The 12,771-nt window shown below is 68.4% G+C and carries 9 protein-coding genes; 2 read left to right on the top strand and 7 right to left on the bottom strand.

The window, feature by feature from the left end:
• Window positions 1-57: 57 nt before the first annotated feature.
• The 5 genes from ACWMMN_RS22790 to ACWMMN_RS22810 all read right to left on the bottom strand — a co-directional run bounded on the left by ACWMMN_RS22790 (window position 58) and on the right by ACWMMN_RS22810 (window position 5,744).
• Window positions 58-1,647: an ABC transporter substrate-binding protein gene (locus tag ACWMMN_RS22790; protein ID WP_486423982.1), complete on the bottom strand. Its 1,590-nt coding sequence runs from the start codon at window positions 1,645-1,647 to the stop codon at window positions 58-60.
• Window positions 1,648-1,774: 127 nt separating this feature from the next.
• Entirely contained in the window at window positions 1,775-2,107 is a 333-nt protein-coding gene (locus ACWMMN_RS22795; RefSeq protein ID WP_059240260.1) for a hypothetical protein, read from the bottom strand.
• Window positions 2,108-2,371: 264 nt separating this feature from the next.
• Window positions 2,372-2,701: a hypothetical protein gene (locus tag ACWMMN_RS22800; protein WP_059240262.1), complete on the bottom strand. Its 330-nt coding sequence runs from the start codon at window positions 2,699-2,701 to the stop codon at window positions 2,372-2,374.
• Between the two features lie 176 nt (window positions 2,702-2,877).
• Window positions 2,878-4,437 carry a DHA2 family efflux MFS transporter permease subunit gene (locus ACWMMN_RS22805; RefSeq protein ID WP_342705076.1) on the bottom strand — a complete coding sequence of 520 codons (1,560 nt, stop codon included), beginning with the start codon at window positions 4,435-4,437 and terminating at the stop codon, window positions 2,878-2,880.
• A gap of 404 nt (window positions 4,438-4,841) precedes the next feature.
• Window positions 4,842-5,744, bottom strand: a complete 903-nt coding sequence (locus tag ACWMMN_RS22810; RefSeq protein WP_059240266.1) for a LysR family transcriptional regulator — start codon at window positions 5,742-5,744, stop codon at window positions 4,842-4,844.
• Window positions 5,745-5,890: 146 nt separating this feature from the next.
• On the opposite strand from ACWMMN_RS22810, the gene ACWMMN_RS22815 reads away from it, so the two are divergent.
• Window positions 5,891-7,921 (top strand): FUSC family protein, encoded by a 2,031-nt coding sequence (locus ACWMMN_RS22815; RefSeq protein WP_174991241.1) that lies wholly within the window; start codon window positions 5,891-5,893, stop codon window positions 7,919-7,921.
• A 13-nt stretch (window positions 7,922-7,934) separates the two neighbouring features.
• Here the strand turns inward: ACWMMN_RS22815 and ACWMMN_RS22820 are convergent, their stop codons facing one another.
• Together ACWMMN_RS22820 and ACWMMN_RS22825 are read right to left on the bottom strand one after the other, a co-directional pair.
• Window positions 7,935-8,855, bottom strand: a complete 921-nt coding sequence (locus ACWMMN_RS22820; protein WP_342705075.1) for a bestrophin family protein — start codon at window positions 8,853-8,855, stop codon at window positions 7,935-7,937.
• A 12-nt stretch (window positions 8,856-8,867) separates the two neighbouring features.
• The gene (locus ACWMMN_RS22825) at window positions 8,868-11,192 is read right to left on the bottom strand and encodes an FdhF/YdeP family oxidoreductase (RefSeq protein ID WP_256086262.1); all 2,325 of its coding nucleotides are present in this window, start codon (window positions 11,190-11,192) and stop codon (window positions 8,868-8,870) included.
• 152 nt (window positions 11,193-11,344) lie between these two features.
• On the opposite strand from ACWMMN_RS22825, the gene ACWMMN_RS22830 reads away from it, so the two are divergent.
• The gene (locus ACWMMN_RS22830) at window positions 11,345-12,766 is read left to right on the top strand and encodes an aminotransferase-like domain-containing protein (RefSeq protein ID WP_059240271.1); all 1,422 of its coding nucleotides are present in this window, start codon (window positions 11,345-11,347) and stop codon (window positions 12,764-12,766) included.
• Window positions 12,767-12,771: the final 5 nt, after the last annotated feature.

Below are 12,771 nucleotides of genomic sequence, written 5' to 3' on the forward strand. Positions count from 1 at the left end.
GGCGGCCGGCGGCGATGACCCGTGCTCCGGCAGGGCCGGGTGCGCGGGCCGCCGCGATTACTTCGCGAGCGTCCGGTACGACACGAGGTCGTTGATCGGCCCGATCTCCGGCCCGGTCGCGCCGGGGCGCGTCGCAACCTGCACGACCTTCTCGAACATGATGATGAACGGCGAGTTCGCGAGCACGGCCTTCTGCAGTGCCTCGTAACGCTGCGCGCGCTTCGCGGGCGACGGCTCGGCGAGCGCGGCCTCGGTGTCCTTCGTCAGTTGCGGAATGTCCCAGCTGTTGCGCCACGCGAGCATCTTCGTCGGCGACTGATCCGAGTTGTCCGGATTCCACGCGAAGCCGCGCGCGTTACTGTTCGGGTCCATGTAATCGGGCGACCATTCGCCGATGAAGATGTCGTGCTGGCGCGCGCGGTACTTGCCGATCGCCTGCTTCGCATCGCCGGGGATCAGCTTCACGCGGATGCCGCCCTGCGCGAAGTTCGCCTGCAGCGCCTGCGCGATCTCGAGGTACGGATAGTCGTTCGGCATGTCCATCGTCACGTCGAAGCCGTTCGGCAAGCCGGCCTTCGCGAGCAGCGCCTTCGCCTTCGCGACGTCCTGCTTGTACGGCCGCGCGTTCGACGCGCCGAGGAAGCCTTCGGGCAGGAACGTCTGGTGCACCTTGTAGGTCGTGCTGACGATGTTGCGCTGGATGCCGTCGTAGTCGACCAGCCATTTCATCGCCTGCTGCACCTCCGGTTTCGCGAGGTTCGGGTTCTTCGTGTTCAGGCTCAGGTACAGCAGCGCGGATACCGGCCACGACGCGACCTTGATCTTGCCGGCCTTCGTCAGCGCGGCGAGGCTGTCGGGGCTCAGGTTGCGCGCGGCGTCGGCGTCGCCGTTCTCCAGCAGCAGCCGTTGCGCGGACGCTTCGGGCACGTGGCGCAGCACGACCCGCTTCATCGGGTACGGCGTGCGGTACTTCTCGAAACGCTGCAGCACGATGGTCTCGTTCGGCGTCCACTTGACGAGCTGGTACGGGCCCGAGCCCGCATCGTTGGTCCGCAGCCAGCCGCTGCCGAAATCGTTACCCTGCTGGTGCGACAGCAGGAGCTTCTTGTCGAACACCGAGGCCGGGCACGCGCTCAGCACGTTGAGCACGAAGCTCGGCGCGTACTTGCGGTCGGTTTCGAGCACGACGGTCTGCGGATCGACCACGCGCACCTTCTGCATCACGTTCGCCTTCGTGAGGCCGAGATCGGCGAGCACGCCGGCCGGCCCCTTGTCGAGCAGGATGGTGCGCTGCAGCGACCATGCGACGTCGTCGGCGGTCACCGGGTTGCCGGAATGGAACGTGAGGCCGGGGCGGAGCTTGAACGTGTAGGTCGTGCCGTCGGCGCCGACGGTCCACGATTGCGCGATCTGTCCGTCGAAGCGTGTCGGGTCCTTCAGGTCGACGCGCACCAGGCGTTCGTAGGTGTTCGCGACATATTCGGACGGCACCAGCTCGTAGATCCCGCTCGGGTCGAGGGTCGTGAATTCGCCGAGCTGCGTGGCGACGACGAAGATGCCGGGCGGCGTGGCAGCCTGCGCCGGCAGCGCCGGAACAAGCGCGACGAGCGCGGCGCTGACGAACAACCGGGACAGCAGGTGCTTCATGCGGGCTCCATCGAAAAGGAATCGTGGTGCGATTCTCTCATCGACGGGCGCCCGGATGAAAATATTCGGCGTACGCGCAGGCTCGCGCGCAGCGGCGGGCCGGGCGGGCGCCCGGCACCGGCGGGCGTCAGATCGCGCAGCGTGCGATCGCGAAGCGCATCGCTTCCTCGGCCGGCTCGCTACCCGAGCCGCGGACGACCTTGATGACCGAGCCGTTGCCCGACGGCGTCAGCGTGACGAAGTACGAATTCGAGCCGACGGAGATGTCGGTCACGCCGTTGTGCTGCGATTGTTCGGTGCCGGACAGGCGGCTGTCGAGGCAGTTCGCGATCGCGTAGGCCGGACGTTGCGACGACACGTAGATCATCGGCGCGGCACCCGAGGAAGCCGAATCGGACGAGGGCGCGGAACCGCAGGCGGCGAGCAGGGCGGCGGGAAGGAGCAGCAGGAATCGTTTCATGGTCGGTCGTCGTGTGTCTCGTATCGAGGCTGGGGCGCGGGGTAGGCGAAACGCGAAGCTTCGCGACGAAACCGCCCGGAATCGGGCCGTTTTTTGACGGACGACGATGCGACAGGCGGCTGACGACGGAGTATACCCGCAGCATTTGAAGCCGTTGGCGCGTTGAAACGATTCGATACACAACAAGCACAAGCACCCGCTACCGCATCGCGGCAGCGGGCGTTTCAGGTGATGGCGAATGGGCGCTTGCCGGTGTTGTCGCTGTTATTGGCCGATCTTGTTGCTGACCGCATTTTCCTGTTGGTTCAGCACGTGCTTTTCGCTCTTCGTGATGTGGCTGCGATCCTGCGCAGCCATGTCCCGCTCTTCCTGGCGGATCTTGCGGTCGTCACGATGCAGGCGTGCTGCCTGGGCGTGCGACATCTCGCCTTCCTTCACTTCGTGATGGATGCGGCGATTCTGGTTCGCGAGGCGCTGGTTGACCTCTTCGCGGCGCGGATGCGCCTGTTGCCACGGCGTGTCGGCGAACGCGGTGCCGGTCAGCACCGACATCAGGGTGGCGGCAATCGCGATTTGGCGGGTAAGGGCTCGCATGGTGTTTTCTCCTGTCGTTGCGCGTCCGGATCGTGGGCGCATGAGGAAAAAACGCGGGGCGGGCACCGGCTGTTGACGTTTCCGCCTGTATCGATTGCAAGTCTTTATTACGTCGGCGGGGGGGCGGCGCGGGCCCGGGCGTGCAGAACACCGGGCCCGGCCGAAGCGGGTACGGATCAATGCGCGCCGGCCGCCGCCGCATCGGCATCGCCGCCGCCCGAGCGCGACGGTTTCGTGATCCAGATGAGCGGGATGATCGCGATGAAGATGATCGCCGACACGAAGAAGATGTCGTTCAATCCCATCACGGCCGCCTGCGAATCGACCGAGGCGTTGAAGAACGCGAGCGCCGAATCGGGGCCGATGTGCAGCAGCGAGCGCGTCGCGTCGACCTGCTGCGTGAAAACCGGGTTGGTGACGCTCGCCTGTTCGGTGAGCCGCACGTGATGCAGGATCGTGCGGTCGTTCCACGCATTGCTGATCAGCGACGTGCCTACCGCGCCGCAGAACGTGCGGCCGAAATTCGACAGGCCGGCCGCGGCCGGGATCTTTTCGGGCGGCAGCCCGGACAGGATGATCGACGTCAGCGGCACGAAGAACATCGCCATCGGAATGCCCTGCAGCAGCGTCGGCAGCACGAGATCCCAGCGCGACACGTCGGTGTAGAAGGTCGTGCGCATCATGAATACGACCGCGAAGCCGACGAACGCGAGCGTCGCGATGTAGCGCGGATCGGTGCGCGGCAGCAGGCGCCCCATCACCGGGGTGAGCAGGACCGCGAACAGCCCGAGCGGCGCGGTGGCGAGCCCCGAATCGACCGCCCGGTAGCCGAGGTAGCCCTGCATCCATTGCGGCAGCAGCACGAGCGTGCCGAAGAACATCCCGTACGCGACCGAGATCGCGATCGTGCCGCCCGCGAAGTTGCGCTGCGTGAAGAGCCGCAAATCGACGATCGGGTTGGCCTCGTGCAGCTCCCACACGAGGAAGAACGCGAAGCCGATCAGCGCGACGATGCCCAGCGCGACGACGACGGGCGAGTTGAACCAGTCGAGGTCCTTGCCCTTGTCGAGCATGATCTGCAGCGACGCGACCCACAGCACGAGCAGCAGCAGGCCGACGGTATCGATCGGCAGGCGGCGCGTGGCCGATTCGCGGTCGCGGAACACGAACCACGTGACGGCCGCCGCGAAGAAGCCGACCGGGATGTTGATGTAGAAGATCCACGACCAGTTGTAGTCGTAGGTGATCCAGCCGCCAAGCGACGGCCCCGCGATCGGGCCGACGAGCGCCGTCATCGACCACAGCGCGAGCGCGCTCGACGATTTCTGCCGCGGCCACGCGCCGAGCAGCAGCGCCTGCGACAGCGGCGCGAGCGGGCCCGCGACTGCGCCCTGCAGGATCCGCGCGGCGAGCAGCGTCGGCAGGTTCGGCGCGATCCCGCACAGCCACGACGCGAACACGAACAGCAGGATCGACGTGACGAACAGGCGCACCTGGCCGAAGCGCTGGGTCAGCCAGCCCGTCAGCGGAATCGACACCGCGTTCGCGGCCGCGAAGATCGTGATCACCCACGTGCCTTCGTCGACCGACACGCCGAGGTCGCCCGAGATCGTCGGGATCGCGACGTTCGCGATCGACGAGTCGAGCACGTTCATGAACATGGCGAGCGAGACCGCGATCGTGCCGATCGCGAGCTTGGCGCCCGACAGCGGCGCCTGGGGTGACGGAGATGGCATGGTGTTCCTGCGTGATGAAAGGGGGCCGGGCGGCGCGCAGCGGCGGGCGCGCACACGCGCGCGGCGCCTGCGCGGGCGGGCCGCGCAGCGGACGGACACGCACCGCGCGCGGGCGGCCCGGCAAACAGGGGCCGTCCGCGCGCAGCGTGCGGTTCAGGCGTTCAATCGGATCGGCGAAGCCGTGACGGGCTCCGGGGCGCGGGCAGGCCGGTCAGGAAGGCGCGACGCGCGTGACGCGCCGGCGGGCAGCGGGCACGTGGCTGCCGTCGCGTGTGCGGTGGTTTTTCATGGGCACAGGCTAACGACGCGGCGAGCGGCGATCAACGCTCGCGCGGTCATTAATTCCTTTCGTGCGGCGCAATAATGCGGTCGACGTGCATCGATGGCTGGTCGTACGGTGCCGGTTACGGTGCAGCTCGCCACGCGGTGAAGACTTCCGTCAGGAACTCGACGAATGCGCGCACCTTGCTGTCGAGCGTTGCGCGCTTCGGGTACAGCGCGTGCAGCTCGACGTCGTCGGTACGGTGCCAGTCGGGCAGCACGATTTCGAGTTCGTTGTTCTCGAGGCGCCGCGTGGTGAAGTGCGTCGAAATCAGCGCGATGCCGCCGCCGCTCGCGGCCTGGCGCAGTACCGTGACCGATTCGTTCGAGATCAGCACGGGCCGCACCGGTACTTCTGCGACGTCGCCGGCTGCGTTGGTGAGCCGCAGCGTCAGGCCGGGCGTGTCGCGGCCGACGAACAGGATGTCGTGCTCCGCGAGATCCTGCGGCGTGCGCGGCCGGCCGGTGCGGTCGAGATAGTGCGGGCTGGCCGCGAGCTTCGCGTGCGACCAGCCGAGCGAGCGCGCGACATAGCCGGAATCGGTCAGCACGCCCGTGCGCAGCGCGACGTCAAAGCCGTGTTCGACGAGATCGAGTGCGCTGTTGTCGTAGATCAGCACGAGCTGGACCAGCGGATAGCGCCGGCGAAACTCGGCCAGCGCCGGCTCCAGTTCCAGCAGGCCGATCGCGTAGGGCACCAGCACGCGCAACGTGCCTTCGGGCTCGGTGCGCAGCGCACGGGCCTGGCGGTCGGCGTCGAGCAGGATTTCCTCGGCACGCAGGCAGCGCTCGTAATAGTCGCGGCCGGCTTCGGTGACGGACACGCGGCGCGTCGTGCGGTAGAGCAGCTGCACACCGAGATCGTCCTCGAGCTGCCTGACCTTGCGGCTCACGCGGCTGAGCGGCATGTCGAGTTGCGTGGCGGCGGCCGTGAAGCTGCCGCGTTCCACCACGCGCAAGAATATCCGGATGCTTTCGAGGTCCATACAGGGCGTATCGGGGTTCGGCCTGCGCGCATCTTACCGTCGCGCGCCGGATCGCTGCGGGTCGCGCCGATTATCCTGCCCGGTGCAATAACGCATCCTGCCGCTGCCCCGTAGTGGCGGCCGGCGCGCAACCGTATGCTCGCGGGATGAAATTCGCCTTTCCCAGCATGCCGCCGCTCGCGGCTGTCCGGGCCGCGCTGCGCGACGCGCGCCCGGCGTTGCCGCCCGGTGCGCTTGCATTCGCACTGCGCAATACGGCCGCGTCGCTGCTCGCGCTCTATATCGCGTTCCGGATGAATCTCGACGATCCGAAATGGGCGGCGTCGACGGTGTGGATCGTCGCGCAGGGCAGCCGCGGGATGGGGCTGTCGAAGAGCCAGTACCGGATTCTCGGCACCGCGATCGGCGCGGCCGTCGCGCTCGTGCTGACCGGCGCGTTCGCGCAGACGCCCGAGCTGTTTCTGCCGGCGCTCGCCGCGTGGATCGGCCTCTGTGCGGGCGTGGCGACGTTCCAGCGGAATTTCCGCGCGTATGCGGCGGTGCTCGCCGGCTATACGGCCGCGATCATCGCGATGGACGCGGTGTCCGCGCCGCTGCATGCGTTCGATATCGCGGTCGCGCGGTTCCTGTACGTGGTGGTCGGCATCCTGTGCGGCGCGCTGTTCGAAACGGTGTTTGCGCCGGGCGCACCGCTGAAGGACGTCCGGACGCGGCTCGCCCGCTATCTGGATCGCGCGGTGGCGGTCGGCGCGGGCGCGCTGCGCCGCGAGCCGAACGGCGCGGCCGTGCACCGGTTGTTCGTGGACGCGCTCGAACTCGACACGGCAGCCGAATATGCGGCGGCCGGCGCACCACCGGTGCGCAACGCGATCGGCCATCTGCGCGCGGCGGCGCTGGGCGTGTTGACTGCGCAGGCCGCCGGGCAGGCGATCCGCGAGCACGCGGCGCGTGCCGGCGATGCGCCGGATCCGCTGGTCGACGAGGTCGCGCGCGCGCTCGACGGCATTGCCGCATCGGGCGACGCGGGACACGGGATGGCGGCGCTGCGCGCACGCGTGGACGACGCGCTGCACGCCGAGGCCGCCGCGCCGGTCGGCCCGGATACGTCGCGCCTGCTGACGCTCGACCGGCTGGCGGCGCTGCTCGCCGGGTTCGAGCGCGCGTTCGCGAGCCAGGCGCTGCTCGACCGGCCCGAGCCGCCGCCTGCGCGCGTGCGCTATGCGTTCCACCACGATCCGGTGCTCGCATGGCACAACGGGATCCGCGCATTCATCGCGGTGCTGGCCGCGTCGGCGATCTGGATCGTCACCGCATGGCCGTCGGGCGCCGGTTTCGTCGCGATCACGGCCGTGGTCGGTGCGCTGTTCTCGACGCGGCCGAATTCGGTGCGCGCGGCCGTCGGCTTCCTGAAAGGCACGGCCTGCGCGGCGGTCGCGGGCGCGGTCTGCAATTTCATCCTGCTGCCGGCGGTGTCGGGCTTCGAGATGCTGGCCTATATCCTCGGCGTGTTCCTGATCGGCACCGGTATCGCGATGCGTCATCCGCGCACGGCCGCGATGGGCAGCGCATTTGCGATCTTCTTCTGGAATTTCACGTCGCCGGACAACACCGCGCGCATCGGCGACGCCGCGTTCCTGAACAGCGCGCTCGCCACGCTGCTCGGCATCGCGTTCGGTGCGCTGATCTTCGCGCTGGTGTTTCCCGGCGATCCCGCCACCAGCCGGCGGCGGTTGCATCGCGCGGTGCGCCGCGATCTGGCCGGCATCGCGCGCGACCCGCGTGCGTGGTCGGAGAGCGCGTGGCTGAGCCGGACGGCCGACCGTCTCGCGCGTGAACTCGGCTTCGCGGGCAGCCTGCCGCAGACGCTGATCGAGCGCGACATGCGCGACCTGCTCGCGATCTGGGGAATCGGCGACAGCCTGCTGTCGCTTGCCGAACTGGCATCGCGCGAGCCGGCCGCGCGCCGTGCGGTGTCCGTGGTGCGCGGGCGCGTCGCGCGGGCGGAATTCGCCCAGCTCGACCGGACTTGCGATGCGGCGGCGCGTGTGCTCCGACGGCGCGTGGCCGTTCGCGAGGGCGATGCCGCGCCCGCGTTGCTGCGTGGCGTCGTGCTGTTGCGGCGGATCGCGGACGCCGCCGCCGAGCATGGCCGCTTCCTGCGCGGCCGCGGCGACTGAGCGGGGCGGCGGCTCAGGTGAGGCGATACGCGCGGCCGGGCGTCACTTCGGCCGGCAGCGGCTCGCGGTTCAGTTCGAGCAGCGTGCGCTCGATCTGGCGCGTCATCGCATCGAGTGCGAGATGGTTCGGCCCGTCGCCGAACGGCTCGGCGATCGCATGCGCGATCGCGTCGAGCGCGATCAGCGTATAGGCGACGAACACGGTGACGAACGGCGTCGCCGCGCCGATCGAGTCGACGAGGCCGAACGGCAGCAGCACGCAGTACGCATAGATGGTCCGGTGCAGCAGCACATCGTATGAAAACGGGATCGGCGTCGACGCGATCCGCTCGCAGCCGCTCACCATCGACACGAGATCGTCGAGGCGCGCGTCGAGCATCCACAGGCGCGTGTCGGCGAGGCGGCCCGCATCGGCGCGCGCGGCGAACGCTTCGCGCAGTGCATGCACGATGACGACCGGGCGGAACCGCGAGCCGGCGATGCGCGCATGGGCGGCATCGTCGAGCATCCCGCGCAGGTCCGCGGCCGGATCGGTGCCGCGCAGTTGATGCTTGAGCGCATAGACGAACGCGACGACCTGGCGCACGAACGCGCGCCGCGATGCGTCGTCACGATCGACGGCGCCGTAGCAGAGCGCCTGCGACACCAGCGTGCGCGTGGCGGTCAGGACGCCGCCCCACAGTTGCCGGCCCTCGCGGTAGCGTTCGTAGCTCGCGTTGTTGCGAAACCCCGCGAAGATCGCGAGCGTGAGCCCGATCAGCGTGAACGGCGTCGGGTTCAGCGGCACTTTCTCGCCGAGCACGCGGCCGCCGCCCCACACCGCGACGAGGCTGATCGCGAGCGTCAGCACGAGCTGCGGCAGGATGGTCGGCAGCACCGAGCCGTTCCAGACGAGCAGCATCCGCAGCCAGTGCTCGCGCGGCCGAACGATCATCGTCGTGCTCCGTCAGGCGGCGATCGACGCCGGCGCGGCCGCGCGATGCAGCAGCACGGGCACCGACTTCGACGTCGGCGTGTTGCATACGTCGCCGACGCTGTCGAGCGGCACGAGCGGGTTGGTTTCCGGGTAGTACGCGCCGATGCAGCCGCGCGGGATGTCGTACTCGACGAGCAGGAAGCCGTCCGCGCGCCGCTCGATGCCGTCGTGCCACACGGTCTCCATGTCGACCCATTCACCGGCCTTCAGGCCGAGCATCGCGAGATCGTCGCGGTTGGCGAACACCACGCGGCGCTGGCCGAACACGCCGCGATAGCGGTCGTCGAGCCCGTAGACGGTCGTGTTGTACTGGTCGTGCGAACGCGTCGTCATCAGCGTCATCAGCCGTTCGCCGTGCAGTGCGCGGGCGCGCTGGATCGGCGTGTCGGTCGGCAATGCGTGCGCGATGAAGTTCGCCTTGCCGGTCGGCGTGAGCCATTCGCGGTCGCGCGACGCGACGCGCAGGTGGAAGCCGCCCGGCCGTGCGATGCGCGTGTTGTAGTCGTAGAAGCCGTCGAGCGTCGCTTCGATCGCGTCGCGGATCTTCGCGTAGTCGTCCTTGTAGGCGAGCCAGTCGATCTTGCCGCTGCCGAACAGCGCATGGGCCATATGCGCGACGATCGCGGGCTCCGACATCAGGTTCGGCGACGCCGGCTTGTTCATCCCGTACGACACGTGGACCATGCTCATCGAATCCTCGACCGTCACGCCTTGCGCGACGTTGTCCTGCAGGTCGATCTCGGTGCGGCCGAGCGTCGGCAGGATCAGCGCATCGCGGCCGTGGATCAGGTGGCTGCGGTTCAGCTTGGTCGTGATGTGCACCGACAGGTCGCAGCGGCGCATGCCTTCCCACGTGCGCGGCGTGTCGGGCGTCGCCATCGCGAAGTTGCCGCCGAGGCCGATCAGCACCTTCACGTGGCCTTCGAGCATCCCTTCGATCGTCTCGACGACGTCGTAGCCATGATGGCGCGGCGGTTCGAAGTCGAATACGTGGCCGAGCCGGTCGAGGAACGCCTGCGACGGCTTTTCCTCGATGCCGACCGTGCGGTTGCCCTGCACGTTCGAGTGGCCGCGCACCGGGCACAGGCCGGCGCCGGGGCGGCCGATGTTGCCGCGCATCAGCATCAGGTTGGTCAGCATCTGCACGGTCGCGACCGAATGCTTGTGCTGCGTGATGCCCATGCCCCATGTCGCGATCACGCGTTCGCTGCGCGCATAGAGCTGCGCGAGGGCGTCGATCTGCTCGTACGGCACGCCGCTTTCGGCCGTCAGCGCGGACCAGCTTTCGGCGCGCAGGTCGTCGGCGAATGCATCGAAACCGGCGGTGTGTTCGCCGATGAACGCGGTGTCGAGCACGCGCGGCGCACCGGCGGCGCGCGCGGCGTCGTCGAGTTCGAGCACGCGCTTCGCCATCCCCTTGATCAGCGCGAAATCGCCGCCGATCGTCGGCTGGATGAACGTCGACGCGATCTTGGTGCCCGACATCGTCAGCATCTCGAGGGGGCTTTGCGGATCGGCGAAGCGTTCGAGGCCGCGTTCCTTCAGCGGGTTGATCGACACGATCGTCGCGCCGCGCTTCGCGCATTCGCGCAGCTCGCCCATCATCCGCGGATGGTTGGTCGCGGGGTTCTGGCCGAAGATCAGCAGCGTGTCCGCATGTTCGAAATCGTCGAGCGTGACGGTGCCCTTGCCGACGCCGACCGAGGCCGGCAGCCCGCGGCTCGTCGCTTCGTGGCACATGTTCGAGCAGTCGGGGAAGTTGTTCGTGCCGTACAGCCGCACCAGCAGCTGGTACAGGAACGCCGCCTCGTTGCTCGCGCGGCCGGACGTGTAGAACGCCGCCTGGTTCGGGTCGGGCAGCGCGCGCAGGTGGCGCGCGATCAGCTCGAACGCATCGTCCCACGCGATCGGCACGTAGCGGTCGGTCTGCGCGTCGTACACCATCGGGTCGGTGAGCCGGCCGTGCTGTTCGAGTTCGAAGTCCGACTGTTCGAGCAGCTCGGTGACCGTATGCGCGGCGAAGAAGTCGGGTGTCACGCGCTTGCTCGTCGCTTCGGCGGCCACGGCCTTCACGCCGTTCTCGCAGAATTCGAACGTCGACGCGTGCTGGCGGTCGGGCCACGCGCAGCCCGGGCAGTCGAAGCCGTCCGGCTGGTTCTGGCGCAGCAGCGTACGGTAATTGCCGCCGGCGACCTTTTCCTTGATCAGGTTGATCGTGACGGCTTTCAGCGCGCCCCAGCCGGCGGCCGGGTGGGTGTACGGTTCGATGCGCGCGGTGGCGGATTTCTTTTTCATGATGCGGGTGTCGGAGGCGATGGCTGCAGAGTACGCGCGGCACCCGTCCGGCTGTGTGTACACCTGTTCACTTCAAAAAAGAGTACAGTTGCGGCCATTCATACAGTGCGGATCGCAACTGTGTTGTTGAAGGGAAGTTGAAAGGGAGGCGCGTGAAGCGTTACGAACAACTGGCCGACGATCTCCAGGCGCAGATCGAGCGTGGCGTGTACCGGCCGGGCGAGCGGATTCCGTCGGTGCGGCAGGCGAGCCGCCAGCAGCAGCTGAGCGTGACGACCGTGCTGCGCGCGTACCTCGTGCTGGAAAGCCGCGGGCTGATCGAAAGCCGGCCGCAGTCGGGCTATTTCGTGCGGGCGCGCGCGTCGGCGCCGGCCGAGGCCGAGCTGCACACGTCCGCGCCGACGGCCGAGCCGTCGGCCGTGGACGTCAGCCGGCTCGTGCTGTCGACGCTGCGCTCGATCGCGCGCGACGACGCGGTCCCGCTCGGCTCGCCTTACCCCGACGCGTCGCAGTTTCCGGTGCAGCGCCTCGCGCGCTATGCGCAGGCGATCGGCCGGCGCCGCACGCGCTGGGGCGTGATCGACGATCTGCCGCCCGGCAACCAGGAGCTGATCCGCCAGATCGCGCGGCGCTATGCGGAACGCGGGATCCCGGTCGAGCCGGGCGAGATCGTGATGACGATCGGCGCGACCGAGGCGATCAACCTGTGCCTGCAGGCCGTTGCGAAGCCGGGCGACACGATTGCCGTCGAATCGCCGACGTTCTACGCGATGCTGCACGCGATCGAGCGGATGGGCATGCGTGCGCTGGAAGTCGCGACGCACCCGGGCGACGGCATCGATCTCGACGCGCTCGAGCGGGTGCTCGAACGCGAGCGCATCGCCGCGTGCATGGTGATGCCGAATTTCCAGAATCCGCTCGGCTTCCAGATGCCCGATGCGCGCAAGCGCGCGCTCGTCGAGCTGCTGGCGAAGCATGGCGTGCCGGCGATCGAGAGCGACGTCTATCACGAGCTGCATTTCGGCGACACGACGCCGAGCGCGCTGAAATCGTTCGACCGCGACGGGCTCGTGCTGCATTGCGCGTCGTTCACGAAGAGCCTGTCGCCGCGCTACCGGATCGGCTGGGCGATGCCGGGCCGCTACCGCGACCAGGTCGAGAAACTGAAATTCCTGAATACGCTCGCGACGCCCGCGATCGAGCAACTGGCGATCGCCGAGTACCTGAAATACGACGGCTACGATTTCCACCTGCGGCGCATGCGCAAGCAGTACGCACAGCAGGCGAGCCTGATGAGCGCGATGGTGCGGCGCTTCTTCCCGGAAGGCACGCGCTTGTCGCAGCCGCAGGGCGGGTACGTGCTGTGGGTCGAGCTGCCGCCGCAGGTCGATGCGATGAAGCTGTACACGCTCGCGCTCGCGCAGCGGATCACGGTTGGGCCCGGCCACATGTTCTCGGCGGGCACCGATTACCGGCATTTCATCCGGCTCAACTACAGCTATCCGTGGTCGCGCCAGATCGAGGACGCATTGAAGGTGCTCGGGCGGCTCGCGTCGGAGTGCGCGGCGCGGTGAGCGTT

The organism is Burkholderia cepacia complex sp. TUM26381 (assembly GCF_057439935.1).